Annotated in this window: 31 protein-coding genes; 21 read left to right on the plus strand and 10 right to left on the minus strand. The window is 72.1% G+C overall.

Annotated features, from left to right (window positions below):
• Window positions 1-80: 80 nt before the first annotated feature.
• Both AB5J54_RS21615 and AB5J54_RS21620 read right to left on the minus strand, forming a co-directional pair.
• The gene (locus tag AB5J54_RS21615; RefSeq protein ID WP_369145545.1) at window positions 81-1,106 is read right to left on the minus strand and encodes a LacI family DNA-binding transcriptional regulator; all 1,026 of its coding nucleotides are present in this window, start codon (window positions 1,104-1,106) and stop codon (window positions 81-83) included.
• Between the two features lie 24 nt (window positions 1,107-1,130).
• Complete coding sequence (locus AB5J54_RS21620; protein ID WP_369145546.1) at window positions 1,131-1,952, minus strand: response regulator transcription factor; 822 nt, start codon at window positions 1,950-1,952, stop codon at window positions 1,131-1,133.
• A gap of 231 nt (window positions 1,953-2,183) precedes the next feature.
• On the opposite strand from AB5J54_RS21620, the gene AB5J54_RS21625 reads away from it, so the two are divergent.
• The 8 genes from AB5J54_RS21625 (at window position 2,184) to AB5J54_RS21660 (ending at window position 7,214) form a co-directional block, all read left to right on the plus strand.
• On the plus strand, window positions 2,184-2,990 hold the full coding sequence (locus AB5J54_RS21625; protein WP_369145547.1) for an alpha/beta hydrolase: 807 nt from the start codon (window positions 2,184-2,186) through the stop codon (window positions 2,988-2,990).
• A gap of 44 nt (window positions 2,991-3,034) precedes the next feature.
• On the plus strand, window positions 3,035-3,289 hold the full coding sequence (locus tag AB5J54_RS21630) for a MoaD/ThiS family protein (RefSeq protein WP_369145548.1): 255 nt from the start codon (window positions 3,035-3,037) through the stop codon (window positions 3,287-3,289).
• Window positions 3,290-3,299: 10 nt separating this feature from the next.
• Window positions 3,300-4,418: a hypothetical protein gene (locus AB5J54_RS21635; protein ID WP_369145549.1), complete on the plus strand. Its 1,119-nt coding sequence runs from the start codon at window positions 3,300-3,302 to the stop codon at window positions 4,416-4,418.
• Window positions 4,419-4,524: 106 nt separating this feature from the next.
• Window positions 4,525-5,211: a DUF2993 domain-containing protein gene (locus AB5J54_RS21640; RefSeq protein ID WP_369145550.1), complete on the plus strand. Its 687-nt coding sequence runs from the start codon at window positions 4,525-4,527 to the stop codon at window positions 5,209-5,211.
• A 194-nt stretch (window positions 5,212-5,405) separates the two neighbouring features.
• A complete protein-coding gene (locus AB5J54_RS21645; RefSeq protein WP_350497993.1) occupies window positions 5,406-5,486 on the plus strand; it encodes a putative leader peptide in 81 nt (26 codons plus the stop codon).
• Window positions 5,487-5,652: 166 nt separating this feature from the next.
• Entirely contained in the window at window positions 5,653-6,492 is an 840-nt protein-coding gene (locus AB5J54_RS21650; protein ID WP_369145551.1) for a sulfurtransferase, read from the plus strand.
• Between the two features lie 33 nt (window positions 6,493-6,525).
• Window positions 6,526-6,816, plus strand: a complete 291-nt coding sequence (locus AB5J54_RS21655; RefSeq protein ID WP_086826831.1) for a DUF1416 domain-containing protein — start codon at window positions 6,526-6,528, stop codon at window positions 6,814-6,816.
• A 134-nt stretch (window positions 6,817-6,950) separates the two neighbouring features.
• Complete coding sequence (locus tag AB5J54_RS21660) at window positions 6,951-7,214, plus strand: DUF3099 domain-containing protein (protein WP_369145552.1); 264 nt, start codon at window positions 6,951-6,953, stop codon at window positions 7,212-7,214.
• Between the two features lie 100 nt (window positions 7,215-7,314).
• On the opposite strand, the gene AB5J54_RS21665 is transcribed toward AB5J54_RS21660, so the two are convergent.
• Window positions 7,315-7,677 (minus strand): DsrE family protein, encoded by a 363-nt coding sequence (locus tag AB5J54_RS21665; RefSeq protein WP_369145553.1) that lies wholly within the window; start codon window positions 7,675-7,677, stop codon window positions 7,315-7,317.
• A 103-nt stretch (window positions 7,678-7,780) separates the two neighbouring features.
• On the opposite strand from AB5J54_RS21665, the gene AB5J54_RS21670 reads away from it, so the two are divergent.
• The 6 genes from AB5J54_RS21670 to AB5J54_RS21695 all read left to right on the plus strand — a co-directional run bounded on the left by AB5J54_RS21670 (window position 7,781) and on the right by AB5J54_RS21695 (window position 12,561).
• Entirely contained in the window at window positions 7,781-8,596 is an 816-nt protein-coding gene (locus AB5J54_RS21670; RefSeq protein ID WP_369145554.1) for a hypothetical protein, read from the plus strand.
• 17 nt (window positions 8,597-8,613) lie between these two features.
• Window positions 8,614-9,423 carry a hypothetical protein gene (locus tag AB5J54_RS21675; RefSeq protein WP_369145555.1) on the plus strand — a complete coding sequence of 270 codons (810 nt, stop codon included), beginning with the start codon at window positions 8,614-8,616 and terminating at the stop codon, window positions 9,421-9,423.
• A complete protein-coding gene (locus AB5J54_RS21680; RefSeq protein ID WP_369145556.1) occupies window positions 9,420-10,283 on the plus strand; it encodes a hypothetical protein in 864 nt (287 codons plus the stop codon). Before AB5J54_RS21675 ends, AB5J54_RS21680 begins: the two co-directional genes overlap by 4 nt.
• Before the next feature lie 249 nt (window positions 10,284-10,532).
• Complete coding sequence (locus AB5J54_RS21685; RefSeq protein WP_369145557.1) at window positions 10,533-11,105, plus strand: FABP family protein; 573 nt, start codon at window positions 10,533-10,535, stop codon at window positions 11,103-11,105.
• Window positions 11,106-11,147: 42 nt separating this feature from the next.
• Window positions 11,148-11,585 carry a Fur family transcriptional regulator gene (locus AB5J54_RS21690; protein ID WP_369145558.1) on the plus strand — a complete coding sequence of 146 codons (438 nt, stop codon included), beginning with the start codon at window positions 11,148-11,150 and terminating at the stop codon, window positions 11,583-11,585.
• A 10-nt stretch (window positions 11,586-11,595) separates the two neighbouring features.
• On the plus strand, window positions 11,596-12,561 hold the full coding sequence (locus AB5J54_RS21695; protein WP_369145559.1) for a folate-binding protein YgfZ: 966 nt from the start codon (window positions 11,596-11,598) through the stop codon (window positions 12,559-12,561).
• Window positions 12,562-12,564: 3 nt separating this feature from the next.
• Here the strand turns inward: AB5J54_RS21695 and dtd are convergent, their stop codons facing one another.
• Window positions 12,565-12,990 carry a D-aminoacyl-tRNA deacylase gene (dtd, locus tag AB5J54_RS21700; RefSeq protein ID WP_369145560.1) on the minus strand — a complete coding sequence of 142 codons (426 nt, stop codon included), beginning with the start codon at window positions 12,988-12,990 and terminating at the stop codon, window positions 12,565-12,567.
• Between the two features lie 139 nt (window positions 12,991-13,129).
• Between dtd and AB5J54_RS21705 the strand changes: the two genes are divergently transcribed.
• The 4 genes from AB5J54_RS21705 to AB5J54_RS21720 all read left to right on the plus strand — a co-directional run bounded on the left by AB5J54_RS21705 (window position 13,130) and on the right by AB5J54_RS21720 (window position 17,942).
• Window positions 13,130-13,786 (plus strand): ABC transporter substrate-binding protein, encoded by a 657-nt coding sequence (locus tag AB5J54_RS21705; protein WP_369145561.1) that lies wholly within the window; start codon window positions 13,130-13,132, stop codon window positions 13,784-13,786.
• Window positions 13,787-13,906: 120 nt separating this feature from the next.
• Complete coding sequence (locus AB5J54_RS21710) at window positions 13,907-15,151, plus strand: GNAT family N-acetyltransferase (protein WP_369145562.1); 1,245 nt, start codon at window positions 13,907-13,909, stop codon at window positions 15,149-15,151.
• Between the two features lie 44 nt (window positions 15,152-15,195).
• Entirely contained in the window at window positions 15,196-15,819 is a 624-nt protein-coding gene (locus tag AB5J54_RS21715) for a TetR/AcrR family transcriptional regulator (protein WP_369145563.1), read from the plus strand.
• 140 nt (window positions 15,820-15,959) lie between these two features.
• Window positions 15,960-17,942: an AAA family ATPase gene (locus tag AB5J54_RS21720; RefSeq protein WP_369145564.1), complete on the plus strand. Its 1,983-nt coding sequence runs from the start codon at window positions 15,960-15,962 to the stop codon at window positions 17,940-17,942.
• Window positions 17,943-17,952: 10 nt separating this feature from the next.
• On the opposite strand, the gene AB5J54_RS21725 is transcribed toward AB5J54_RS21720, so the two are convergent.
• From AB5J54_RS21725 to AB5J54_RS21745, 5 genes are all read right to left on the minus strand, one after another.
• Window positions 17,953-19,392, minus strand: a complete 1,440-nt coding sequence (locus AB5J54_RS21725; RefSeq protein ID WP_369145565.1) for an MFS transporter — start codon at window positions 19,390-19,392, stop codon at window positions 17,953-17,955.
• A gap of 90 nt (window positions 19,393-19,482) precedes the next feature.
• Window positions 19,483-19,968, minus strand: a complete 486-nt coding sequence (locus AB5J54_RS21730; RefSeq protein ID WP_369145566.1) for a MarR family winged helix-turn-helix transcriptional regulator — start codon at window positions 19,966-19,968, stop codon at window positions 19,483-19,485.
• 361 nt (window positions 19,969-20,329) lie between these two features.
• Entirely contained in the window at window positions 20,330-20,794 is a 465-nt protein-coding gene (locus tag AB5J54_RS21735) for a DinB family protein (protein ID WP_369149419.1), read from the minus strand.
• A gap of 158 nt (window positions 20,795-20,952) precedes the next feature.
• The gene (locus AB5J54_RS21740) at window positions 20,953-21,369 is read right to left on the minus strand and encodes a VOC family protein (protein ID WP_369145567.1); all 417 of its coding nucleotides are present in this window, start codon (window positions 21,367-21,369) and stop codon (window positions 20,953-20,955) included.
• 10 nt (window positions 21,370-21,379) lie between these two features.
• Window positions 21,380-21,829, minus strand: coding sequence for a helix-turn-helix domain-containing protein (locus tag AB5J54_RS21745; protein WP_369145568.1), 450 nt, complete (start codon window positions 21,827-21,829; stop codon window positions 21,380-21,382).
• Window positions 21,830-21,920: 91 nt separating this feature from the next.
• On the opposite strand from AB5J54_RS21745, the gene AB5J54_RS21750 reads away from it, so the two are divergent.
• From AB5J54_RS21750 to AB5J54_RS21760, 3 genes are all read left to right on the plus strand, one after another.
• The gene (locus tag AB5J54_RS21750; RefSeq protein WP_369145569.1) at window positions 21,921-22,316 is read left to right on the plus strand and encodes a helix-turn-helix domain-containing protein; all 396 of its coding nucleotides are present in this window, start codon (window positions 21,921-21,923) and stop codon (window positions 22,314-22,316) included.
• A 23-nt stretch (window positions 22,317-22,339) separates the two neighbouring features.
• On the plus strand, window positions 22,340-22,897 hold the full coding sequence (locus tag AB5J54_RS21755) for a hypothetical protein (protein WP_369145570.1): 558 nt from the start codon (window positions 22,340-22,342) through the stop codon (window positions 22,895-22,897).
• 90 nt (window positions 22,898-22,987) lie between these two features.
• The gene (locus tag AB5J54_RS21760) at window positions 22,988-23,335 is read left to right on the plus strand and encodes a DUF2516 family protein (protein ID WP_351180359.1); all 348 of its coding nucleotides are present in this window, start codon (window positions 22,988-22,990) and stop codon (window positions 23,333-23,335) included.
• A 76-nt stretch (window positions 23,336-23,411) separates the two neighbouring features.
• Here AB5J54_RS21760 and AB5J54_RS21765 read toward each other — a convergent pair whose 3' ends face one another.
• A complete protein-coding gene (locus AB5J54_RS21765) occupies window positions 23,412-24,650 on the minus strand; it encodes a PP2C family protein-serine/threonine phosphatase (RefSeq protein WP_369145571.1) in 1,239 nt (412 codons plus the stop codon).
• Window positions 24,651-24,947: the final 297 nt, after the last annotated feature.

Here is a 24,947-nt window from a genome sequence, read left to right on the forward strand (position 1 = left end):
AGCCGTACATGAGAACCGTCTGAGGAGCGGCTGAGAAGCCCGACAGAACCCCGTATGTCCCGTATAAAGACCCGGAAGGGCTACTCGTGACAGCCGCAGGAGCGGCGGACGACCAGCGCCGACGGGAAGAGCTTCACCCGCTCGCGGCGCGAGCCCGACACCCGGACCGAGTCGTCGAGGACCAGGTCCACGGCGGCCCGGGCCATCGCGGGACGGTCCGAGGAGACCGTCGTCAGCGGCGGATCGGTGAGCGCCGCCTCCTTCACGTCGTCGAAGCCCGCCACCGCCAGCTCCGTCGGCACCTCGATGCGCAGCTCGCGCGCGGCGCGCAGGACACCGAAGGCCTGGTCGTCGGTGGAGCAGAAGATGGCCGGCGGCCGGTCGGGGCCGGACAGCAGCTTCAGCGCGACCTGGTAGGCGTCGTAGCGGTTGTACGGCGCCTGGAAGAGCCTGCCCTCGATCGAGAGGCCCGCCTCCAGCATGGCCCGCCGCCAGCCCTCCTCGTGGTCGGCGACCGGGTCGCCGACGGCCGGGGTGTTCGGGACGCCGCCGAGGCACGCCACATACGGGTGCCCGTGCTCCAGGAGGTGGCGGGTGGCGAGCTGGGCGCCGCCGATGTCGTCGGTCACGACGGCCACGTCGTCGATCGCCTCGGGCCGCTCGTGCAGCAGCACCACGCGCGCGTCCCAGGCCTCGATCTCGCTCGCGGCCTGCTCGCTCATGCCCTGGCTGACCAGGATCAGCCCGGAGACCCGCATCCCGAGGAAGGCCCGCAGGTAGTGGACCTCGCGCTCGGTCCGGTAGTCGGAGTTCCCGACGAGGACCATCTTCCCGCGCTCGGCGGCGGCCTGCTCGACCGCGTGCGCCATCTCGGCGAAGAACGGCTGCCGCGCGTCCGGGACGATCATGCCTATGAGGTCGGTGCGCCGCGAGGCCATCGCCTGGGCCACCCGGTCGGGCCGGTAGCCCAGCTCCTTGATGGCGGCGAGGACACGCTCGCGCGTGGCCGGGGCGACCGGCCTGGGTCCGTTGTTGATGACGTAGCTCACGACCGCGGTAGAAGTACCTGCAAGTCGCGCTACGTCATCCCGCGTCACCTTGGCCACGCGCGGCAGTCTACGCGGGGGGACCTACCTACCGGCAGGTCGCACTGTGGCATCCGCCACGTTCCTGTCCTCCGACAGGGTGACGTCCTCCGTGCCGCCCTTGACCCGGGCGCTCGCGCGGGCCTCCTCCTTGCGGGCCTCCTCCTTGCGGGCCTCCTCCGCCGCCCGCTCCACCTTCTCGGGCGTGACGAAGCGGTAGCCGACGTTGCGGACGGTGCCGATGAGCGACTCGTGCTCGGGGCCGAGCTTGGCCCTCAGCCGCCGTACGTGGACGTCGACCGTACGGGTGCCGCCGAAGTAGTCGTACCCCCACACCTCCTGGAGGAGCTGCGCGCGCGTGAAGACCCGGCCCGGATGCTGGGCCAGGTACTTGAGCAGCTCGAACTCCTTGAAGGTCAGGTCCAGGACCCGGCCCTTCAGCTTCGCGCTGTACGTCGCCTCGTCGACCGACAGGTCGCCGTTGCGGATCTCCATCGGGGAGTCGTCCGAGACGATCTGCTGCCGGCCCATCGCCAGCCGCAGCCGCGCCTCGACCTCGGCCGGCCCCGCGGTGTCGAGGAGGACGTCGTCGATGCCCCAGTCGGCGGTGACGGCAGCCAGGCCGCCCTCCGTGACGACGAGGATCAGCGGACAGCCGGGCCCCGTGGACCGCAGCAGCTGGCAGAGCGAACGGACCTGCGGGAGGTCGCGCCGCCCGTCGACGAGGATCACGTCCGCGCCGGGGGTGTCCACGAGGGCGGGGCCCTCGGCCGGGGCGACCCGGACGTTGTGCAGCAGCAGGCCGAGTGCGGGAAGCACCTCGGTCGACGGCTGGAGGGCGTTCGTCAGGAGCAGCAGAGAACTCATCGCGCCACACCTTCTTCGGTCGTCGGTCCGCCGGTCGATCCGTAGTGCGTCGTCGTTCGCTCTTCCATGACGTCGGTTCCTCCTCGGTCCCTGCGAGGACGTCTATGTGTGCTCACGTGTTGCTCTCGCGCCCTGAGAGCTTTTGTTCATCCGTCCGTAACAACGGTCGGAAAACACAAAAGGACCCGGGGGCTGCGTTGCCCGGATCCTCTGGCAAGCAGAATAGCCCACATGAGTTCCGAGGCAGAGGGTCGATTTCACATCCTGGATGTTTCCTCGCTCACTTCCGGTCCCGTCCGGTCCATGCTGCGTACCGATGACGGTGTCCGGATCGAGGCGGTTTACGAACCCTCACGGGCAAGTGTCACCGATACGGCCGTCGTCCTCGCCCACGGCTTCACCGGGTCGGCCGACCGGCCCGCCGTCCGGCGCGCCGCCCGCGCCCTCGCGGAGCGCGGCGCGGCCGTCGTCACCTTCTCCTTCCGCGGGCACGGCCGCTCGGGTGGCCGCTCCACCGTCGGCGACCGGGAGGTCCTCGACCTGTCCGCCGCCGTCCGCTGGGCCCGCGAGCTCGGCCACGCGCGCGTGGCGACGCTCGGCTTCTCCATGGGCGGCTCCGTGGTCCTGCGCCAGGCGGCCCTGGAGCGGGGCGCCGAAGGCCGCGCCGACGCCGTCGCCGCCGTGTCCGCGCCCGCCCGCTGGTACTACCGGGGCACGGCCCCGATGCGCCGCGTCCACTGGGTGGTCACCCGGCCCGCGGGCCGCCTCGTCGGGCGGTACGGATTCGGCACCCGGATCGACAGCAGGGCCTGGGACCCCGTGCCCCTGTCGCCCGTCGAGGCGGTCCCGCTGATCGCGCCGACCCCCCTGCTGATCGTCCACGGCGACCGGGACGCGTACTTCCCGCTCGACCACCCGCGCATGCTGGCCGCCGCCGGCCCGGCCGAGCTCTGGCTGGAGCGGGGCATGGGCCACGCCGAGAACGCCGCCGACGAGAAGCTGCTCGCCCGGCTCGGGGACTGGCTCACGCGCGCATAGCTCATGATGGGGGCGGCGCGCACACGAACGAGAGGAGCGCCGCTATGGCAGCGGGAACCATCCGCTACTGGGCCGCGGCCAAGGCCGCCGCAGGTGTCGCCGAGGAGCCGTACACCGCCGAGACCCTGGCCGAGGCCCTCGACGCCGTCCGCGCGAAGCACCCGGGCGAGCTCGTCCAGGTGCTCAGGCGGTGCTCGTTCCTGGTCGACGGCGACCCCGTCGGAACCCGGAGCCATGAGACCGTACGGCTTGCCGAGGGCGGCACGGTCGAGGTGCTCCCCCCGTTCGCAGGAGGGTGAACCCCACAGCATGAGCAACGACCAGTACTACGGCGGGCAGCAGTACGACCCGTACGCCGACCCCCACGCGAACGGGCCGCAGAACCCCGCCGACGTCACGCAGACGTGGGAGGGACAGACCTGGGACACCTCGTACCAGCCGGCCGTCTCGTACGAGCAGATCCAGGCCGCCCAGGCGGCCCGGGCCGCGCAGCCGCCCGTGGCCCAGGAGGCGTACCAGCAGCAGCCGTACGAGCAGCAGTCCCCGTCGTACGGGGCCCCCGCCGCGTACTACACGGAGCCCGTCGCCGAGCCCGCGCCGGTCTCCGCACCGGTCCCCGTGGCCGAGCCCGGGCCCGCCTACTCCTCGCCCACCACCTCGGGGAACGCCCGCATCACCGACGCCCAGCGGGCCCGTGCCGAAGGCCGCTCGCCGATCATCGATCCCGGCATGCAGCCCGCCGCCCTCACCGCCGTCCTCGGCCTGCTGCTCGCCGGCGGCGCCTCCCTCGGCTCGTACGGGCTCCTCGTCCCGCTCGTCCTGCTCCAGGGCCTCACCGCCGCCGGCTGGTTCCGGCTCAACGGCATGTGGCCCGCCCGGCAGGGCATCGCCCTCGCCTTCCTCGGCGGCCTCGTCGCCGACGCCGCCCTCCTCGCCACCGGCCGCGAGCACGCCGCCGCCGCGATCCTCGGCACGCTCGGCGTCTGGGTGCTGCTCTGCCTCGTCCTCCAGCTGCGCAGCCACGCCGACCCCGACGAGCGCATGTACGGCCTGATGGCCACCATCGCCTCCGCCGCCCTGACCGTCGTCGCCACCGGACACCTCGGCGCCGACCCGGACGCCGTGACCGTCGGCGGGATCGCCGTCGCCGCCGCCGTCCTCGCCCGGGCGCTGCCGCTGCCCGGACCGGTCTCCCTGATCGTCGCCCTGCTCGCCGCCGCGGGCGCCGGCATCGCGGCCGGGGGTCTCACCGACCTCGGCACCTCCGGGGCGCTCCTCGGCCTGGGCGCCGGAGTCTGCGCCCTCGTCGGCCTGCGGGTGGCCGCCTACGACTACCCCTCGCGCTTCGTCCACATGACCGCGGGCATCGCGCTGCCGCTCACCGCCGCCGCGCCCGCCGTCTATCTGCTGGGCCGCGCCCTGGCCTGACCTGCGGTTCTCCACACCCGGGGAACCAACCGGCCCCCCGACACGTCGATCTTCGTGTCGGGGGGCCGGAACTTTTGAACGAACGAAAACGGGGGACGCTCAGCCCATGCGAGCACTGCGGATTCTGTTGATCGTGGCCGTCGTGCTGGGCGGGATCCTCGTCGGGATCGACCGTCTCGCCGTGTCGTACGCCGAGTCGGAGGCGTCGAGCCGGGTGAAGCTCTCGGCCACGAAGAGCGACTCCATCGAGGTCGACATCAAGGGCTTCCCGTTCCTCACCCAGGTCGCGGACAAGCGGTTCGACGAGGTCGACGTGAAGGCGACCGGCGTCACGGCGACGGCCGGCGACAAGGACATCCGGGTCGGCGAGCTGACCGTGTCCCTGCGGGACGTGGCCGTGACCGGCGACTGGGCGGGCGCGAAGGCGGGCTCCGCGAGCGGCACGGCCCTCATCTCGTACGCGGACCTCACCGCGGCGTCCGACCGCGAGGCCACCGTCGCCTACGGCGGGAACGGCAAGGTCAAGGTCACCGGCAGTGTGCGGATCATGGGCCGCAGCCTGACCCGCTCGGTCCTCTCCACGGTCACCGTCGTGAACGGCGACACCATCAAGGTCCGCGCCGACGAGGTGCCGGGCGGCGGCATCCCGGGCCTGGAGGAGCTGGTCCGGGCGCGCACCGACTTCGAGCGCCCGATCGGCCTGATCGCCGGCATGAAGGTCGAGAAGGTCGAGCCGCGCCCGGACGGCCTGGCGGTCACCGTGACCGGCAAGGACGTCGTCCTGGCGGGCTGAGCGCCGCCCGCGGGGGCCGTTTTTCACATGCTGAGACACGGCCGTCCGATCCGCAGATGGCGAAGCGGACACCGGGGCGCGGAGGCGTCCGGAGCCGACGCGTACCGTGATCACGTCTCGCATCTCGGACGATCGCGTCTCAAAATACGACACACCGGTGACACGGCCGCCTGTCCGTCCCTACGATCGAGGGCATGAAGCGACAGGCGGATCTCACGAAGCGGCGGGCAGTAGACCTGTGCCGCGTCGCCGCCATGCTCTGTCGCTCAGTCTGAGCGGGACGCCGACTCCCGTATCCCTCAGGCCCGTTCACCGACGTCGGGCCGCCCTGTGCAGAGCCGTACGCACGTCTGCTGTCCGTACGCACGCGACGACGCGTACCGCACCACACACCCGCACCACCGCAGCACGCCCCCGCACACTGCCCCGGAGGAGAACAGCATGGCTCGCAGCGACGTCCTGGTCGACGCGGACTGGGTCGAGGCCAACCTCGACAACCCGCAGGTCGCCATCGTCGAGGTCGACGAGGACACCTCGGCGTACGAGAAGAACCACATCCGCAACGCCATCCGTATCGACTGGACCAAGGACCTGCAGGACCCGGTCCGCCGTGACTTCATCGACCAGGAGGGCTTCGAGAAGCTCCTCTCGGCCAAGGGCATCGGCAACGACACCACGGTCGTCCTCTACGGCGGCAACAACAACTGGTTCGCCTCCTACGCCTACTGGTACTTCAAGCTCTACGGCCACCAGGACGTCAAGCTCCTCGACGGCGGCCGCAAGAAGTGGGAGCTCGACTCCCGCGACCTCGTCGCCGAGGTGCCGGCCCGCCCGGCCACCGAGTACAAGGCCAAGGCCCAGGACGCCTCGATCCGCGCCTTCCGCGACGACGTCGTGGCCGCGATCGGCGCCCAGAACCTGGTCGACGTCCGCTCGCCCGACGAGTTCTCCGGCAAGCTGCTCGCCCCGGCGCACCTCCCGCAGGAGCAGTCGCAGCGCCCCGGCCACGTGCCGAGCGCCCGCAACATCCCGTGGTCGAAGAACGCCAACGACGACGGCACCTTCAAGTCGGACGACGAGCTCAAGGCCCTCTACGAGGACGAGCAGGTCGACCTGGCGAAGGACACCATCGCGTACTGCCGCATCGGCGAGCGCTCCGCGCTGACCTGGTTCGTCCTGCACGAGCTGCTCGAGGTCCCGAACGTCAAGAACTACGACGGCTCCTGGACCGAGTACGGCTCCCTCGTCGGCGTGCCGATCGAGCTCGGCGCCAACAAGTAACCCCCACTTCTTCTTCAGGACAGGACAGAGAACATGTGTGGAGCTCAGGTCGGCGGCCCCGACGTCAGCACGCTCAAGCCCGGTGAGACGGCCATCCAGGGCCAGGTGACCAAGGACGGCGAGCCCGTCACCGGTTACGTGCGCCTCCTCGACGGCTCCGGCGAGTTCACCGCCGAGGTCCCGACCTCGGCCACCGGCCAGTTCCGCTTCTACGCGGCGACCGGCGAGTGGACCCTCCGCGCCCTGGTCCCCGGCGCCCAGGCCGACCGCAAGGTCGTCGTCACCGAGACCGGCAGCCTGACGGACGTCGCCATCGCGGTCTGACCCGCGAACGCGGTGAACCACCGCACCCGAACGGCCGAAGGGCCGTGCCTCCTGGGGGGTTGGACGCCATTCCAGGACTTGAGGCACGGCCCTTCGGTCTGTCCGCGTAAGGGGCGCGGTCGTACGCTGAAGGTGTGTACGCGCGACGTCGGCACGTCTACTTCTGGATGATGGGCGTCTGCCTGGTGCTTTTCGTGGGCGCCTGGGCCGTCGTGCGCCTGTTCTCGATGCCGGTCGCCATCGGCATGTGCGTCGTCGCCATGGTCATCCCCCCGGTCGCCGCGATGGTCGCCAACCGCCGGGGCCCGGAGGACCGCTGGTGGGACGATCCTTCGGGCGACCCGAAGTCGGACGAGTGGTGGGACGAGCTGGACGGCAAGAAGCGCCGCGAGCCCTGAGGGTGCGGGCGCACCCGGAGTCGGCGGACGGAGTCCGGCGCAGCGGCTCGAAGCCCGGGAGGCCCCTTGGGGCCGAGCGGTGCGAGAGGCGCGTCGAAGATCAGTAGACGAGGGCCTGGGTCTCGTCGGACGTGGCTTCCTGGACGAAGACCTGGGCGCCGGCGATGCGGACGCCGGGCAGGACGTCCTTCTCCGTGATCTCGCGGCGGGCCGCGCACTGCGTGCAGAGGGTGATCCGGCCGGCCGCCAGGATCGAGTCGATCAGGTCCGGCAGCGGCGCGGCGTGCGGGAGTTCGAACTCCGCCGCGCGGCCCGGGAGGGCGAACCAGGAGGACTCGCCGGTCAGCCAGAGCGAGACCTCGACGCCGCTGGCGACGGCGACGGCGGCCACCGTGAAGGCCTGGGAGCAGCGTTCGGGGGCGTCGGCCCCTGCGGTCACCTTGATCACGAGCTTCTTCGCCATATGCCGAACTGTAATGCGCGGCACTGCAACCCCATGCGCCCCTCGCGTGTCAGCTCTGTGCGCGGATGACGGAATCCGCGCTTCAGGTCTCGTGGGGGGACTCTTGAGTATCGAAGAAAGTATCCAAAATACGGATACAGCGTCACCACCCGACCCGGAGACGGTCACGGAAACCGCTCCTCCGGTACAGAAGCCGCGCCGCCGCGTCCTCCGTACCGTCGGGCTGATCGCCGTCGCCGCCGTCATCGGCCTCGTCGGCGGCACCGCCGTCGGCTACGGCATCCAGGCCGACCGCGAACCCACCGCGCTCCCGCCGCTGAACCAGCCCGGCCTCGCGTACCCGGCGAAGCCGCTCCCCAAGGGGCAGGCGCCGAAGCCGCTCGCGGCGTCCGAGGACCACCAGGCCAAGGCCCAGGGCGACCTGCGGAAGCTGCTCCTGCCGAAGCCCGCCGGAGCGAAGAAGGCCGACTTCGCCCCCCGCGACGGCTGGATGCCGGTGTACGCGTTCGCCTCGCACTTCAAGGAGCCCGGCAGCGCCCTCGACTACCAGCTGGACCTGGGCGTCCGCCGGATCGCGGCCACGGCCTGGCAGGTCGGCACGTACAGGACGACCGAGATCCGGCTGGTCCAGTACCGCGCGAACGACACCCTCGGCGCGCAGGAGTACGTCGGCGACCAGCAGCGCTACATGCCGGACGAGGACTTCGCGGGCAACGAGGGCAAGGAGCTCAAGGGCTCGCCCGACGGCCGCTACTACCTCTTCCCCGTGGAGCGGAAGGCCGGCTACCTGGACTTCTACGAGGCCAGGGCCTACTTCCACCGCGGTGACATCGCCGTCGAGATCTTCGTCGGCGACACCAAGAAGATCTCCGAGCAGGAGATCCGTTCGCTGGCCGAGCGACAGCTGGGGCGCCTGTGAGTGAGGACCGTAACGACGTGACCGAGCCCGTGGCCGAGCCCCTGGTGGACCAGGAACCGAGGAAGCGGGGTGTGCGGCGGGTCCTGCTCGGCGTCGTCCTGCCCTCCGTGCTCGTCCTCGGCCTGATCGGCGGCGGCGTCACCTACACCGCCGTCACCGTCTCCTCCGCCGACCGCACCGCGCCGACGGAGGTGTGGGGCAAGGCCGAGCAGACCGTCGAGAGCGACGACCCGGCCGCCGCCCTGGCCCGCGGCAAGGCAGGCACGCCGCTGAGCAAGCTGCTGCTGCCGTTGCCCGAGGGGTACGAGTTCGGCCCCGACGAGGAGCTGTACGGGAACGACGGCGAGCTCGGCGCCGCCGAGGCCACCGCGCTGATGAAGCAGGCGGGCGAGGGACTCTCCGGGAAGAAGCGCCGCGCGTTCGAGAAGGACGTCGACAAGCTCGGCATCCAGGGGGTCGGGGTCCGCTCCTTCGCCGACCTCGACAGCGACGTCGTCGTCACCTTCCAGCTCGCGAGCATGAAGGACAAGAGGCAGATCAAGAACACCTACCGGCTCCGCAAGGAGGTCATGGACGCCCTGAAGTTCCCGAAGGGACCCAAGGTGAAGGACCACAAGAACGCCGTCTGCTACATGGCGCCCGTGGACGACTCCCTCGACAAGAAGGAGCGGGCCGCGGCGCTGGAGGAGATGATCTGCCTCGCCTACGACTCCGAGGTCTACGTCACCATGACGGCGGCGGGCGCCAAGCCGTTCGACAAGGCGGCCGTGGTCGAGCTGCTGACCCAGCAGCTCGACCACATCGCATCCCCGGGGGAGTACGTATGACCGAGCAGATGCAGAACGAGGTGTCGATCCCCGCGCAGGCGCAGCCCGTGGACGCGCCCCCCGTTCCCGAAGCCGAGAAGCCCGGGAAGCCCGGGAAGCCCGGGAGGTCCCGGAAGCCGCTGCTCTGGGGCATCGCCCGCTGGACCGCCGCCGTCCTCGTCTGCGGCGGCGTCGGCGCCGGCACGGCCATGGGGATCACCGCCATGGACCGCACCGACGTGCCCGGGCTCGCGACCGAGTCCGACGGCCGCTGGCAGTACCCGAAGCTCGCGCTTCCGGCGCTGCCCGACGGAGCCCCGCGGCCGTACTCCGACGGCAACGACGGCGAGATCCACCACGCCGACCTGCGGAAACTCCTGCTGCCCGCCCCGGCCGGCGCCACGGTCGACCCGAAGCTGAACGGCGGCTGGGTCGGTGTCGACTCGTACCTCGCGCTGCTCGCGGAGAAGGACCGGGGCACGGCGAAGGAGTTCCTGACCGACTCGGCGCTCCGGCACGTCGCCGCCCGCGGCTGGACCACGCCGGACGGCACGACGACCCGCGTCCACCTGCTGCGGTTCTCGTCGGTGGCGTTCTCGGAGGCCCTCAAGGACGAGGTCACGCGCGAGGTGTTCAGCGGGAGCCGGCTGCCGCTCGGGGTCGAGGAGGCGGAGATCGACATGGACACCAAGGACGTGGACGTGCCGGACCTCTCGGTCTACTCGTACAAGGAGAAGGAGCCGTACGGCCCCGAGCAGACCCGCTGGGCCTACATCCAGGCGGGTGACACCTTCGCCGTGGTCACCCAGACCCGGAAGGGCGGGGTGCTCACGGTGCCGTTCCAGCAGACGGTCGCGCTCCAGGCGCAGCTGCTCGGCTAGTCACAGCCCGCTAGACCCACACCACAGCCCGCTAGACCCACCTCACAGGGTGGGCCGGACCCCCGCCCACTAAGCTGGGGTCCGGCCCGTTCCGCCTTCACCGCTCAGTCGAGGAGCACCCCGTGATCGTTTTCTTCGAAACTCTCCTGGTCCTGGTCGCCGTCGGCGTGATCGCCTTCGCCGGTCTGACCGTGAAGAAGCTGTACCAGGGCCAGCGGTAACCACTTCTAGAGAACGCCAGAGCTGCTCATGATCGAGATCCCGTCCGACCTCAACCCGGACCTCGTCCCCCTCGCGTTCCTGCTCGGTACGTGGGAGGGCGCGGGTGTCTCCGACTTCCCCGGCGCCGAGAAGTGCAACTTCGGCCAGTCCGTGACGTTCAGCCACGACGGCCGGGACTTCATCGAGTACCACTCGCACTCCTGGGTCCTGGACAACGACGGCAACAAGGTCCGTCCGCTGGAGAGCGAGAGCGGCTACTGGCGGATCGACAAGGACCGCAAGGTCGAGGTCGTCATGGTCCGTGACCAGGGCATCGTCGAGATCTGGTACGGCGAGCTCGCCGACCAGAAGCCGCAGATCGACCTGGCGACGGACGCCGTCGCCCGGACCGCGGCCTCGGGTGCGTACAGCGGTGGCAAGCGGCTCTACGGCTATGTGAAGAGCGACCTGATGTGGGTCGGCGAGAAGGCGACCCCCGAGGTCCCGCTCCGCCCGTACATGTCGGCGCACCTGAAGAAGGTCGTGACGCCGGAGGAGGTCGCGGAGATGGCCCGCAACCTGCCCGACATGCCGGACGACGGCATCGCCTTCTTCCGCTAGACCTCTGGGGGTGGCACGCCGCGCCCTCCTACACTGGAGGGCGTGGTGAGCACCGACTGGAAGAGCGACCTGCGGCAGCGCGGCTATCGGCTGACGCCGCAGCGCCAGCTTGTCCTGGAGGCCGTGGACAAGCTGGAGCACGCGACCCCCGACGACATCCTGGGCGAGGTCCGCAGGACGGCCTCCGGGGTGAACATCTCCACCGTGTACCGGACGCTGGAGCTCCTGGAGGAGCTCGGGCTCGTCAGTCACGCGCATCTGGGGCACGGGGCCCCGACCTATCACCTGGCCGACCGGCACCATCATCTGCACCTGGTGTGCCGGGACTGCTCCGAGGTGATCGAGGCGGACGTCGAGGTGGCCGCCGAGTTCACCGGGAAGCTCCGTGAGACCTTCGGGTTCGAGACGGACATGAAGCACTTCGCGATCTTCGGCCGCTGCCGGGACTGCTCGAACAAGGACGCTGTCGCCGAGTCGTAGGCTCTTCTGTATGAAGAGCCCTCTGTTGTCCCTGCCCGGCGCCGTCCCCGCCGAAGGCCGCGACGAAGGCGTCGCCGCGCACTACGGCGACCTCTTCCGCGAGCAGCGTGCCCTCTCCGAAGGCAACGGCTTCGTCGACCTCTCGCACCGCGGCGTCGTCGCCGTCTCCGGTGACGACCGGCTGAGCTGGCTGCACCTGCTCGTCACCCAGCACATGACCGACCTGCCGCCGGGGCAGGCCACCGAGGCGCTGATCCTCTCCGCGAACGGGCACATCGAGCACGCCCTGTACCTCGTCGACGACGGCGAGACGGTGTGGGCGCACGTCGAACCGGGGACGCGCGAGGAGCTCGTCGCGTACCTGGAGTCGATGAAGTTCTTCTACCGGGTGGAGGTCGCCGACCGGACCGACGACTTCGCGGTCGTCCACCTTCCGGCCGGGTCCATCGCCGAGGTGCCCGCGGGTGTCGTCGTACGGGAGACCCCGCACGGCCGCGATCTGTTCCTGCCCCGCGACGGCCTGGAGGCCTTCGCGGCCTCGCACGGGCCGGCCGCCGGGATCCTCGCGTACGAGGCGCTGCGGGTCGAGGGGCACCGGCCGCGGCTCGGCTTCGAGACCGACCACCGGACCATCCCGCACGAGGTCGGTCTCATCGGCAGCGCCGTCCACCTCCAGAAGGGCTGCTACCGGGGGCAGGAGACCGTCGCCCGGGTGCAGAACCTGGGGAAGCCGCCGCGTCGTCTGGTCTTCCTGCACCTGGACGGCAGCGAGGTGCTGCTGCCCGGTCACGGCACCCCGGTCCGGCTGGCGGCCGACGGGGAGGAGGGCCGGCAGCTCGGCTTCGTGACGACCGCCGTCCGCCACCACGAGCTGGGCCCGATCGCCCTGGCGCTGGTGAAGCGGAACGTGCCGGTGGACGCGCCGCTGATCGCCGGGACGACGGCGGCCTCGCAGGAGACCGTCGTCGAGCCGTAGACCTCAGACCTCGATCAGTACCGTGAACGGGCCGTTGTTCGTGAGGGAGACGCTCATCTTCGCTCCGAAGCGGCCCGTCTCCACGTGCGCGCCCAGGTCGCGGAGGCAGCGCACCACCTCGTCGACGAGGGGTTCGGCGACCGGGCCGGGGGCCGCGGCGTTCCAGGTGGGGCGGCGGCCCTTGCGGGCGTCTCCGTAGAGGGTGAACTGGGAGACGACGAGCAGCGGCGCGTTCACGTCGGAGCACGACTTCTCGTCCTCCAGTACCCGGACGGACCAGAGCTTTCTGGCCAATTGGGCGGCCTTCTCCGGGGTGTCGTCGTGGGTCACCCCGACCAGGACGCACAGCCCCTCGCCGGTGATCTCACCGACGGTCTCCCCTGCGACGACGACGCTCGCGCCGTCGACCCTCTGCACCACTGCTCGCATGCGCACCAACCTACCGAGCGTGCCGCCGACCGAAGGACGAGGGGCCGAACGGGTGCAGAGCGCCTGCACGTGCAGGTGCAGGAGTGGCACCATGCGTGTGAGGCGGTGCGGTTCCGCACCGGTCGAGGGGACGATTCTCATGAGTGCACCTGGCACCGGGCCGACGCCGTCCGGCCCCGTACCGCTGATCCGCTCCGGAACCCGCGGCGGAGGACCGGGCGGAGGACCCGTGACGCGCCCACCCGTACAGCGGACCGCCGAGCCGGCGGACCGGACGCAGCCCGACCGTCTGCAGCCCGACCGTCTGCAGCCCGGGACGCAGCCCGACCTCGGCGCGCTGCGGCTGCCCGAGCTGCGCGCGCTGCGCCGGGACGCGCAGAGCGACGAGGCCGACCTGAGCTACGTCCGCCGGATGCTCCAGGGGCGGATCGACATCCTGCGGGCCGAGCTGGCGCGGCGGACCGATCCGGAGGGCCCGGTCCTCGACCGGCTCTCCGAGATCCTCGCCGACGTGCCCTCGCGGCACCGCAGTTCGGCACGGCACGTGACGCTGTCGACGCCGCGCGGCGAGGAGTACCGGCGGCTCGCGACCGAGATGCTGTCGGAGGTCGAGCTGTCGGACCTGACGGCCCGTACGGACGACGAGCTGCACGCGGCGATGGGGCGGCTCGCGGGGTACGAGCAGCAGATCTCGCGGCGTCGGCAGCACCTCCAGCGGACCGCCGACGACTGCAGCGCGGAGATCGCCCGCCGCTACCGGGAGGGCGAGGCACAGGTCGACGACCTGCTGGCCTGAGCGCCGGGAGAGGCCGCGAGCCGGGAAGGCCTGGGCGCCGGGAGGACCTGCGCACCGGGAGGGCCTGAGCGCCGGGAAAGTCGGGTGCGGCGGCGGGCCGGCCGTGCGTAGGGTCGGAGGATGACTGTCGACGTACGCGCGGTGACGGAGTCCGAGTTCCGCGACTGGCAGCGGGCGCTGCGCACCGGCTTCCTCCGGACGCCGGTCGTCTCCGACGAGGAGCTCGCCGACCGGCTGGCCCACGCGGACCTGGCGCGGACGCTCGGGGCTTTCGACGGGGGCCGGATCGTCGCCACCTTCCGGTCCTTCCGGCAGGAGGTGAGCACGGTCGGCGGTGGCAGTCTCGTCGCCGACGCGATCACCCAGGTGACGGTCTCGCCGACGCACCGCAGGCGCGGGCTGCTCGGCCGGATGATGGCCGCCGATCTCGCCGCCGCGAAGGAGCGGGGCGACGCGATCGCGACGCTGATCGCCGCCGAGTACCCGATCTACGGGCGGTTCGGCTTCGGCGTGGCGAGCTGGACCTCCGAGTGGGCCGTGGACGTGCGGCGGGCCGGTCTCGACCCGCGCCGCTCGGGCCGCCCGGAGGACGGCGGCCGGATCGATCTGACGGACGGCGACGAGATCCGCGGGACGGGGCCCGGGCTGCACCGCCGCCTGGCCGGCGTCCGCGCCGGGGTGACCCACCGTGACAAGCGGGACTGGGAGCGCGGCACCGGGCTCGGCCACCAGAGCGATCCGTGGCGGGAGCCGTACTACGCGATGTACCGGTCGGCCTCCGGCGAGGTCGAGGGGTACGTGGCGTACACGGCCGACGACAAGTGGGACGACGCCAAGCAGCCGCTGAACACGGCGAGTGTGCGGGACCTCGTCGCGGTCACTCCGGCCGCCGAGCGCGCCCTGTGGCACTACATGTGCTCGATCGACTGGATCGCGACGGTCCGCTCCGGCTACCGGGCGCCCGACGACCCGCTGCCGCTGCTGCTGCCCGACCCGCGCGCGGCCAGGCTGGTGACGTACGCGGACATGCTGTGGGTCCGGGTCCTGGACGTGGTCCGGGTCCTGGAGAGCCGGACGTATCCGGTGGCGGACAGCCTGGTCCTCGAGGTGCGGGACGCCGACGGGCTCGCGGACGGACGCTTCCGGCTCGACGCCTCCCCGGCGGGCGTGGCCTGTGTCCGTACCACCGAGTCCGCCGATCTCGCCTTCGACGTCGCCGAGCTGGGGACACTCGCGTTCGGTGACGAGTCGGCCGTACGGCTGTCGCGGCTCGGGCGCGTGGAGGAGCTGACGCCCGGTGCGGCGGCCCGCGCCGAGCTGCTGTTCCGGACGCCGCTGAGGCCCTTCTCGCCGGACATCTTCTGAGTCCTTCCCTCACTAGGATGGACGTCTCTCGAAGGAGATGTCCCGTGAAGCCGGAGTACCCGGCCGGGTTGCGTGAGCGGAAGAAGGCGCGCACCCGGCAAGCCCTGTCGGACGCCGCCATCGCGCTCTTCCTGGAGAAGGGTTTCGACGGGGTCTCCGTGGCGGAGGTGGCCGCCGCCGCCGAGGTCTCGAAGCCGACGCTCTTCCGGTACTTCCCTGCCAAGGAGGACCTGGTCCTCCACCGGTTCGCCGACCACGAGGACGAGTCCGCGCGCGTGGTGGAGGCTGGGCGCGCCGACGGCACGGCGCCCCTCGACGCGCTGTACGCGCACCTCCTCGACGGCCTTGAGCGGCGCGATCCGGTGACCGGGCTGTGCGACGTGCCCGCGGTCCTGGCGTACCACCGGCTCCTGTACGGGACCCCCGCCCTGCTCGCCGCGATCCACGGCTACCAGCAGCGGTCGGAGGAGGTCCTCGCGCGGGCGCTCGGCGGTGATCCCCTGGTGGCGCGGCTGGCGGCCGGGCAGATCGTGGCGGTGCTGCGGATCCTGGCGAACGCGAACGTGGCCCGGCTGATGGCCGGCGAGGCGATCGAGGAGGTGGAGCGGGACGCGGTGGCGGGGGCGGAGGCGGCGTTCCGTTCGCTGCGGCAGGGGCTTCCGTACTGACCCTCAGCCGTACTGACCCTCAGCCGTACTGCCCCTCAGCCGTACTGCCCCTCAGCCGTACTGCCCTCAGTCCGCACCGACCCTCAGTGTGACCAAGTAAAAAACGTAACCCAGTAACGTTTTCCGCTAGGCTTGTCGGAATGACGTCACTGGACCTTGAGCTCGCCCGCGAACGCTCCCACCACGACGCCTGCCGCGCCGCCCTGATCCGCATGACCGAGGACGTCGCCGACCAGGTCGTCATCGGCGAGGACGTCGCCGCCTCCGGCGCCGACGCCGAGGCGCTCGGCTACCACCTGCGCAGCCGCGCCAAGGAGATGGGCGAACAGCCGCCCGGGCCGCTGTTCTTCGGCCGCCTCGACCGCGAGGACGGCCAGATCCACCACATCGGCCGCCGCCGGATCGCCGAGCACCCGGCCGCCCCGCCGCTCGTCGTCGACTGGCGCGCGCCCGTCTCCCGCGCCTACTACCAGGCCGGCGCGCACGACCCGCAGGGCGTCCTGCGGCGCCGCCGCTTCGGCTGGGCCCCGCACAGCACGGGCGCCACCGAGGACCTGACCGCCCTGGAGGACGAGCGCCTCGCGGACGGCGGCGGGGCGGGGACCGTGAGCGCCCTCGTCACCGGGGAGATCGAGCGCCCCCGGGTCGGCCCCATGCGGGACATCGCCGCCACCATCCAGCCCGAACAGGACGACCTCGTCCGCTCCGAGCCCGCCGCCTCCCTGTGCGTGCAGGGCGCCCCCGGCACCGGCAAGACCGCGGTGGGCCTGCACCGGGCCGCGTACCTCCTCTACACGCATCCGCAGCGGATCCGCCGCTCCGGACTCCTCGTCCTCGGCCCCCACCGGGCCTTCCTCTCGTACATCTCCGAGGTGCTGCCCTCGCTCGGCGAGACCGGCATCCGGCAGGCCACCCTCGACGAGGAGATCGCCCGCCACCCGGTCCGGGCCGAGGACGGCGAGGCGGCGGCCCGGGTCAAGCACGACGCCCGGATGGCCGGGGTGCTGCACCGCGCGCTGTACGGCAGGGTCGACCCGGCCCCGGCGGAGGACCTGGCCGTCCCGGACGGCACGTACCACTGGCGGCTCCCGGCCTCCGAACTCGCCGCGATCGTCTCGGCGGTACGGGAGGAGGCGCCGCCCTACGCGACCGGCCGCGAGCGGGTCCGCGCCCGGGTCGTCCGGGCCCTCCAGCTCCGGGCCGAACGCCGCTCGGGGCCGATGGGGGCGGCCTGGGCGCGGAAGATCGAGCGGGCGCGGGCGGTGACGGCGTTCCTCGACGCGTGCTGGCCGAGGACGAGCCCGGAGGAGGTCCTGGCGGAGGTCCTGACGAACCCCGACGACCCCGCGCTGAGCGAGGGCGAGCGCGCGGCGATCCGCTGGGCGCGGCCGCCCCGCTCGTACCGCTCGGCGCGCTGGTCCGCCGCCGACCTCGTCCTCCTCGACGAGCTCGCGGGCCTGATCGAGCGCCCCGAGAGCTACGGGCACGTCGTCGTCGACGAGGCCCAGGACCTCTCGCCCATGCAGTGCCGGGCCATCGCCCGCCGCACCGAGTTCGGCTCGCTCACCGTCCTCGGGGACCTCGCCCAGGGCACCACCCCGTGGGCGGCCCGCGACTGGGCCGAGCAGCTGGCCCACCTCGGCAAGGCCGGGGCCCCCGTCGTGCCGCTGACCCTCGGCTACCGGGTGCCGGCGGTGATCGTCGACCTCGCCAACCGGCTCCTGCCGCAGCTGGGTGCCGACGTGCCCGCCGGGCGTTCGGTGCGCCGGGACGGCGAGGTGACGGTCCACCCGGCGGCGGACCTGGCCGCCGGGGTACGCGAGGCGGTGCGGGACGCGCTCGCGGCGGAGGGTTCGGTGGGGGTCATCACGGCCGACGGGCTCGTGGACGCGGTGGCGGAGGCGGCCGGCGACTGCGGCGGGGGCGAGCGGGTGACCGTGCTGCCCGCGACCGTCGTCAAGGGCCTGGAGTTCGACCACGTCGTGGTGGTCGAACCGGCCGCGATCGTGGCGGCCGAGGCGCGCGGCGTGAACCGGCTGTACGTGGTGCTCACCCGGGCCGTGTCGCGCCTCGCCCTCGTGCACGCGGGGGAGCTCCCGGAGTGTCTCCGTACGGAGCGGTGACGGTCGGCTCTCATGCCGCCATCGTCATCCGCCGGGGCTCGGTGGGGGCGGCGGTGGGGCGCAGGACGGTGAGGGCGACGGTCAGGGCGAGGAGGAGGAGCCCGGCGCCGACGCCGAAGGCGAGGTGGTAACCGCCGGTCAGGGCCTCGGCGTCGGGCTTTCCGGCGGCCGTGAGGGACTCGGTGCGGGCGGCGGCCAGGGTGGACAGGACGGCGACGCCGAGGGCCATGCCGATCTGCTGGGTGGTGTTGAAGAGCCCGGAGGCCAGGCCCGCGTCGGCCTCCTCCGCGCCGGACATGGCGAGCGCGGTGAGGGAGGGCAGCGCGAGGCCGAAGCCGGCGGCGAGCAGCATCACCGGGAGCAGGTCGGTGGCGTACGAGGCGTGGACGGGGACGCGGGTCAGCAGGCCCAGGACGCCGACGAGCAGGACGAGGCCGGTGAGCAGGACGTTCCGCTCGCCGAAGCGGGCGATGAGGGGCGCTGAGACGCCGAGGGAGACGGCGCCGATGATCAGCGCGGCGGGCAGCATCGCGAGGCCGGTCTCGGCGGCTCCGTACCCGAGGACCTTCTGCAGGTAGAGGGCGACGAGGACCTGGAAGGAGAAGAGCGCGGCGACCATCAGCATCTGGACGGCGTTCGCGCCGGCGACGGCGCGGGAGCGGAGGATCCGCAGGGGCATGAGGGGGTGCGCGGCCTTCGCCTGGCGGAGCAGGAAGCCGGCGAGGAGGGCGGTCGCGAGGGCCCCGAAGCCGAGGGTGTGCGCCGAACCGGCCCCGTACTCCTCGATCTTGACGACGGCGTAGATCCCGGCCATGAGTCCGGCGGTCACGAGCAGCGCGCCGGTGACGTCGGCGCCGGCCTTCAGCCCGAGGCTGCGGTCGGCGGGGAGGGCGCGGAGGGCGACGAGGAGGGTGGCGACGCCGATGGGCAGGTTGATGAAGAAGATCCAGTTCCAGGCGAGGGCGTCGGTGAGGACACCGCCGAGGACCTGGCCGAGGGAGGCTCCGGCGGCGCCGGTGAAGCTGAACACGGCGATGGCGCGGGCGCGTTCGCGGGGTGCGATGAAGAGGGTGACGAGGATGCCGAGGCCGACGGCGGAGGACATCGCGCTGCCGACGCCCTGGAGGAAGCGGGCGGCGATGAGGGCGGCGGGGGAGGTGGCGACGCCGGCGAGCAGGGAGGCGGCGGTGAAGATCCCGGTTCCCGCGAGGAACATCCGCCTGCGGCCGATGAGGTCGCCGAGCCGGCCGGCGAGGAGGAGGAGCGAGCCGAAAGCGATGAGGTAGGCGTTGACGACCCAGCTGAGGCCGACGGGGGTGAAGCCGAGGTCGCCCTGGATGGCGGGCATGGCGACGGTGACGATGCTGCCGTCGAGGACGGTCATCAGCATGCCGGTGGCGAGGACGCCGAGGGCGAGGCGGGGGCTGGAGGCGGGGGCAGGGGCAGGCATGGGGACATCTCCTGTCGGAGGGAGGCGACAGGAGAGACATTAACAGAAGGTTTTGTTGCAGACTATTTTTTACGGAACGGTTTTCGGGTCCTATCCGCGCTGACGGGCCCGGCGGGCGGGCGTCGGGCTCTCGGCGGGAACCTCCAGATGGCCGGTGGCCAGCCGGTTCAGGGCGTGCAGCAGGACGGTGCGCTCCTCGTCGGGGAGCGAGGAGAGGGCGCTCTCGTGCACGCCGTCGACGATCTTCTGGCTCTGCCGGGCGACCTCGGCCCCGGCCTCGGTGACGGCGATGATCCGCGCCCGCCGGTCGGTGCTGGACGGCCGGCGCTCGGCGAGCCCCGCCTTCTCCAGGGCGTCGACGGTCACGACCATCGTCGTCTTGTCCATGTCCCCGATCTCCGCGAGCTGCGCCTGCGTCCGCTCCTCCTCCAGGGCGTGCACGAGGACGCAGTGCATCCGCGCGGTGAGCCCGATGGCACTGAGCGCGGCGGCCATCCGGGTCCGCAGGACGTGACTGGTGTGATCGAGGAGGTAGGAGAGGTCGGGCTCGGTGCGGGTGGGCGCCATGGCTGTCATGCCTGCCAGGGTAACGAGCATCGATCCGTCGCGGATTGTCGCGAAGCGGACGAGTGAGGGGGCGCGGGGCGGTGCCCCGCCGCCGTGTGGGCAATCGTCCCGCTGGGGGCGTGGGGGTCCCCCCTGCTCGAGCGAAGCCGAGAGCTTGGGGGAGGGTGGGCACACGGGACGGCGCCCTTAGCGGCGCCTCCGCGTTCCGCGCCTTGACCCGCACCAGCAGTGCACTGCGCACCGGGTGCGGGTTCAGGCTCGGGAGCCTCTGGCGCCGGCAGGGGCGCCGTTCCGTTGTGCCCACCCGTTCCGCCCTGGGGGCACCTCCCGGACGAAGTCTGGGGGAGGAACGCATGCCCACAACGGGGGCCTACAGGCCCCGCGTGCCGTCGATGCGTTCGCGCAAGAGGTCCGCGTGGCCGTTGTGGCGGGCGTACTCCTCGATCATGTGGATCAGGACCCACCGCAGCGACACCGTTCCCCGCCAGCCGTCCTCCCCCGTGACGTCCAGGTCCGGCGCCTCCGCCGTGAAGCGGTCCGCGAAGGCCACCGCCGCGTGCCATGCCTCCCAGGCCTCCGTGACGGCCGACGGGCCGGCCGCGGCAACGTCGAAGTCTCCGTCGGGGGAGGCCGGTGAGGAGAAGAGGGGGCGCGCGTCCTTCTGACCGGCGAGGATCTCGCGGAACCAGTGGCGCTCGACGTCGGCCAGGTGCCGGACCAGGCCGAGGAGGGACAGGGTCGACGGTTCCACCGACCTGACCGCCAGCTCCTCCTCCAGGCCCGCGCACCTCAGCACCAGCGTCGCCCGCTGGTCCGCCAGGAACCCGGCGAGCATCGGCAGCTCGTCCCCGGTCGCGGGGCCGGCGAACCGTCGCCCCGGCGCCGCGACCCTCGCCTCGTCGAGGACGTCCGCGCGCCGCCTGGGCTCCGCCACGTCGTTCCGCCCGTCAACTGCCATGCCGTCCCTCCCCGTTGGGCCTTCGGCCCATACTGTCAGGCTTTCGGCTGGGCGAAGCGGATCATGTTGCCGGCCGGGTCGCGGAAGGCGCAGTCGCGGACGCCGTAGTGCTGGTCGACCGGCTCCTGGAGGACCTCCGCGCCGGCCGCCCGGACGCGTTCGAAGGTGGCGTCGACGTCCTCCGTGGAGAAGATCACGCCGCGCAGCAGGCCCTTGCCGAGGAGGTCCGTGACCGCCTTCCGGTCGGCCTCCGAGGCGCCGGGGTCGGGGAGCGGGGTCTCCAGGACGACGGCCACGTCCGGCTGCGCGGGCGACCCGAGGGTCACCCAGCGCATCCCCTCGTAACCGACGTCGTTGCGGACCTCAAGGCCGAGGGCGTCCCGGTAGAAACCGAGCGCCGCGTCGGCGTCGTCGACGGTGATGAAGCACTGCGAGAGCTTGATGTTGTCCATGCCGTCGACGCTACGGCGAGGCGCTCGTTCCCGCTTCTCCGATCCTGATCGCTTCAGCGGGGCCGCCGCCGTTCTTCACCGGCCGCGTCAGCACCTTCGCCACGCACGCGGGCATCGCCGCGCCCTCCTCGTGGCCGCGCGCCCGGTACGCGCTCGGCGTCTCGCCGACCAGCTCCGTGAACCGCGAGCTGAACGACCCGAGCGACGTACAGCCCACCTCGAAGCAGACCTCCGTCACGCTCAGGTCCCCCCGCCGGAGCAGGGCCTTCGCCCGCTCGACGCGCCGGGTCATCAGATAGCTGTACGGCGTCTCACCGAACGCGGTGCGGAAGCTGCGCGCGAAGTGCCCGGTCGACATCAGGGCGACCCTCGCCAGGGCCGGTACGTCCAGCGGCGAGGCGTAGTCGCGGTCCATGGTGTCTCGCGCGCGGCGCAGTCGTTTCAGGTCCTCCAGATCCACGTCCCCAGCATGGCACGGCCGGCCCCGCCGCGGGGGCGACTCTTGCAAGCAGGTGCTTGCAATAGTTAGCAATGGCTGGCATGGTCGGAGCATGGCATCGCTCAACGTCGGCAATCTCGGTGAGTACCTCCGCGAACAGCGGCGGACCGCGCAGCTCTCCCTGCGGCAGCTCGCCGACGCCGCCGGGGTGTCGAACCCGTACCTCAGCCAGATCGAGCGCGGGCTGCGCAAGCCCAGCGCCGAGGTCCTGCAGCAGGTCGCGAAGGCGCTGCGGATCTCCGCCGAGACGCTCTACGTACGGGCCGGGATCCTCGACGAGAAGGAGCGGGAGGAGCTGGAGACGCGCGCCGTCATCCTGGCCGATCCCTCGATCAACGAGCGGCAGAAGCAGGTGCTGCTCCAGATCTACGACTCCTTCCGCAAGGAGAACGCCGCCGACGCCGCCGCGGCCGCCGACACGGACGCCACACCGCCTTCGAGCCAGTAGTCACTTCCGGGAGGAACACCAGCATGGCCATCATCGACGAACTGCGTACCCCTCTCTACTTCGCCGCCGGCACCGCCGACCTCGCCGTCCAGCAGGCCAAGAAGGTCCCCGGCCTGATCGAGCAGCTCGCCGCCGAGGCCCCCGCGCGCATCGACGCCGTACGGAAGACCGACCCGAAGGCCGTGCAGGAGAAGGTGACCGCGCAGGCCAAGGAGGCCCAGGCCACCGTGCAGTCGAAGTTCGCCGAGGTCGTCGGCGGTCTCGACACCGACCTCAAGAAGCTCGGCGAGACCGCCCAGGACCTGGCCCTGCGCGGGGTCGGCGTCGCCGCCGAGTACGCGGTCAAGGCGCGCGAGAAGTACGAGGAGGTCGCCGCCCACGGCGAGGAGGCCGTCCGGGCCTGGCGGGGCGAGGTCGCCGAGGAGATCACCGAGATCGCCGTCGTCGTCGAGCCCGAGCCGGAGGCGAAGGCGGACGAGGAGCCCGCCGCCGAGCCCGAGGCCGAGAAGGCGCCCGCCCGCAAGACCACCGCCCGCAAGGCTCCGGCCAAGAAGGCGACGGTCGCCGCCGAGAAGGAGTAGGGCCGGGCACCAATTCGGGTACCCGGTGCGTTGTACCGGGTACCTTGACCGCGAGGCGCTCTTTCTCCATCCCCCTAGGCGGTGCTCAGCATGTTGCGCGCGGGATTCGACTCCCTTCTCTCCCTGGTGATCTTCCTGGTCTTCACCGGCTTCGCCGTCGCCGCGCTCGTCTTCGCCGCCATGGCGCGCGAGGACGCCTACCGCGCCGCCGACAAGCAGACGAAGAAGTTCTGGCTGATCATCCTGGGCATCAACCTCGCCCTGAACCTGCTGCTGCCGATGCTGTTCCTGCAGATCGCGGGCCTGATCGCCGCCATCGTCTTCATGGTGGACGTGCGCCCCGCGCTCGCGCAGGTCTCCGGCGGAGGCCGTGGCGGCCGCCGGGGCGGCGGCTCCAGCAGCGACGGACCGTACGGCCCCTACAACGGCGGCCGGTAGGCAGGGCCGCCAGGCAGGACGAAGAAGACAGGACCCGAGGGGTACCGCCCCCGGGTCGACAGGACCCGGGAGGTGCTCACCCCCGGGTCCTGTCCCTTTCCAGGGCCAGGACGGCGACGTCGTCCGTGAGCTCGCCGCCGTTCAGGGACCGGACCTCGGTCACGGCCGCCTCCAGGAGCTCCTCGCCCCGCAGGCCGGAGGCCAGCTGCCGGTTGATCATCTCGACCATTCCGTCCTGGCCGAGCCGCGGCGAGCCGGGGCCCGCCGAGCGGCCCTCGATGAGCCCGTCCGTGTACATGAGCAGGCTCCACGCCCCGCCGAGCTCGACCTGCCGGCGCGGCCAGCGGGCGCGCGGCAGCAGTCCGAGGGCCGGGCCGCCGTCCTCGTACGGGAGGAGCCGTGCCGTCCGCCCCTGCCGGGCGATCAGCGGCGAGGGGTGCCCGGCGAGGCAGAGGCCGGCCCGGCGCCCGTCGGGCGCGATGTCGACGGTGCAGAGGGTCGCGAAGATCTCCTCGCTCTCCCGCTCGTGCTCCAGGACCTGCTGCATCGTCGAGAGCAGCTCGTCTCCGCAGAGGCCCGCGAAGGTCAGCGCCCGCCAGGCGATCCGCAGCTCGACGCCGAGCGCGGCCTCGTCGGGGCCGTGCCCGCAGACGTCGCCGATCATGGCGTGGACGGTGCCGTCGGGGGTGCGGACGACGTCGTAGAAGTCGCCGCCGAGCAGGGCGCGGGACCGGCCGGGCCGGTAGTGGGCGGCGAACCGCAGGTCGGAGCCCTCCAGGAGCGGGGTGGGCAGCAGTCCGCGCTCCAGGCGGGCGTTCTCCTGGGCGCGGAGGCGGGACTCGGCCAGCTTCACCTGGACGGCGTCGGCCCGCTTGCGTTCGACGGCGTACCGGATGGCCCGGCTGAGCAGCCGCCCGTCGAGCTCCTCGCGGAAGAGGTGGTCCTGGGCCCCGACGCGTACCGCCTCGGCCGCCAGCTCGGCGTCGGCGGAGCCGGCGAGCGCGAGGACCGCGTGGCGCGGGGCGAGGCGCAGGATGTGCCGCAGCGGGGCGAGCGGGTCGTCGCCGGCGGCCCCGGCGCGCGCGCCGGGCAGGGAGAGGTCGACCAGGACGCAGTGGACGTCGTCGGTGAGGAGCCGCTCGGCCTCGGTGAGGTTCCGGGCGGTACGGATGCGGACCCGGGTGCCGGCGGCGTCCGCCGCGTCGAGCAGTTCGGGTACGGCGAGGGCACCCGCCGGGTCGTCCTCGACGACCAGGAGAGTGAGATCGGTGCGGTCGGTTCCTGTGACTGTGCCTGTCATGGGAGTGGCGTCCATTGGGGTGGTTTCGCCGGGTCCCGCAGCGGCAGAGACGTTTCTCTGGCGCGGTACGGATACGGGCATCGGTCCGGGTTTCCTTCCCTCCCCCCGAGGGTGCGCAGGGCGCCGGGTGGCGTCCCGCCCGTCCCGGACCATAGCGGTAGGGCGGTGCGCAGCGGAATGGTGATCAGCGTGTGAGAGCGCGCGTCGCGCTTGGCATATGCCGCGGAAGGGGAGGTACTTGCCCCCGGACGGTCCGCGCGGGGGCCCGGATCCCATGAGAAAGGTCACCCCCGCCGTGCCACTTGGGGTGGC

Origin of the sequence: Streptomyces sp. R44, from assembly GCF_041053105.1 — a bacterium.
GTDB lineage: Bacteria > Actinomycetota > Actinomycetes > Streptomycetales > Streptomycetaceae > Streptomyces.

Excerpts from the sequence above, each read along its gene's own strand:
- AB5J54_RS21685 (WP_369145557.1), top strand. The coding sequence starts at position 10,533 with ATGATCGAGATCCCGTCCGACCTCAACCCGGACCTCGTCCCCCTCGCG.
- AB5J54_RS21750 (WP_369145569.1), top strand. The coding sequence starts at position 21,921 with ATGGCATCGCTCAACGTCGGCAATCTCGGTGAGTACCTCCGCGAACAG.
- AB5J54_RS21710 (WP_369145562.1), top strand. The coding sequence starts at position 13,907 with ATGACTGTCGACGTACGCGCGGTGACGGAGTCCGAGTTCCGCGACTGG.
- AB5J54_RS21640 (WP_369145550.1), top strand. The coding sequence starts at position 4,525 with ATGCGAGCACTGCGGATTCTGTTGATCGTGGCCGTCGTGCTGGGCGGG.
- AB5J54_RS21650 (WP_369145551.1), top strand. The coding sequence starts at position 5,653 with ATGGCTCGCAGCGACGTCCTGGTCGACGCGGACTGGGTCGAGGCCAAC.
- AB5J54_RS21680 (WP_369145556.1), top strand. The coding sequence starts at position 9,420 with ATGACCGAGCAGATGCAGAACGAGGTGTCGATCCCCGCGCAGGCGCAG.
- AB5J54_RS21740 (WP_369145567.1), bottom strand. The coding sequence starts at position 21,369 with ATGGACAACATCAAGCTCTCGCAGTGCTTCATCACCGTCGACGACGCC.
- AB5J54_RS21635 (WP_369145549.1), top strand. The coding sequence starts at position 3,300 with ATGAGCAACGACCAGTACTACGGCGGGCAGCAGTACGACCCGTACGCC.
- AB5J54_RS21755 (WP_369145570.1), top strand. The coding sequence starts at position 22,340 with ATGGCCATCATCGACGAACTGCGTACCCCTCTCTACTTCGCCGCCGGC.
- AB5J54_RS21760 (WP_351180359.1), top strand. The coding sequence starts at position 22,988 with ATGTTGCGCGCGGGATTCGACTCCCTTCTCTCCCTGGTGATCTTCCTG.
- AB5J54_RS21620 (WP_369145546.1), bottom strand. The coding sequence starts at position 1,952 with ATGAGTTCTCTGCTGCTCCTGACGAACGCCCTCCAGCCGTCGACCGAG.
- AB5J54_RS21730 (WP_369145566.1), bottom strand. The coding sequence starts at position 19,968 with ATGACAGCCATGGCGCCCACCCGCACCGAGCCCGACCTCTCCTACCTC.
- AB5J54_RS21645 (WP_350497993.1), top strand. The coding sequence starts at position 5,406 with ATGAAGCGACAGGCGGATCTCACGAAGCGGCGGGCAGTAGACCTGTGC.
- AB5J54_RS21725 (WP_369145565.1), bottom strand. The coding sequence starts at position 19,392 with ATGCCTGCCCCTGCCCCCGCCTCCAGCCCCCGCCTCGCCCTCGGCGTC.
- AB5J54_RS21695 (WP_369145559.1), top strand. The coding sequence starts at position 11,596 with ATGAAGAGCCCTCTGTTGTCCCTGCCCGGCGCCGTCCCCGCCGAAGGC.
- AB5J54_RS21720 (WP_369145564.1), top strand. The coding sequence starts at position 15,960 with ATGACGTCACTGGACCTTGAGCTCGCCCGCGAACGCTCCCACCACGAC.
- AB5J54_RS21735 (WP_369149419.1), bottom strand. The coding sequence starts at position 20,794 with ATGCTCGCCGGGTTCCTGGCGGACCAGCGGGCGACGCTGGTGCTGAGG.
- AB5J54_RS21655 (WP_086826831.1), top strand. The coding sequence starts at position 6,526 with ATGTGTGGAGCTCAGGTCGGCGGCCCCGACGTCAGCACGCTCAAGCCC.
- dtd (WP_369145560.1), bottom strand. The coding sequence starts at position 12,990 with ATGCGAGCAGTGGTGCAGAGGGTCGACGGCGCGAGCGTCGTCGTCGCA.
- AB5J54_RS21625 (WP_369145547.1), top strand. The coding sequence starts at position 2,184 with ATGAGTTCCGAGGCAGAGGGTCGATTTCACATCCTGGATGTTTCCTCG.
- AB5J54_RS21765 (WP_369145571.1), bottom strand. The coding sequence starts at position 24,650 with ATGGACGCCACTCCCATGACAGGCACAGTCACAGGAACCGACCGCACC.
- AB5J54_RS21705 (WP_369145561.1), top strand. The coding sequence starts at position 13,130 with ATGAGTGCACCTGGCACCGGGCCGACGCCGTCCGGCCCCGTACCGCTG.
- AB5J54_RS21665 (WP_369145553.1), bottom strand. The coding sequence starts at position 7,677 with ATGGCGAAGAAGCTCGTGATCAAGGTGACCGCAGGGGCCGACGCCCCC.
- AB5J54_RS21630 (WP_369145548.1), top strand. The coding sequence starts at position 3,035 with ATGGCAGCGGGAACCATCCGCTACTGGGCCGCGGCCAAGGCCGCCGCA.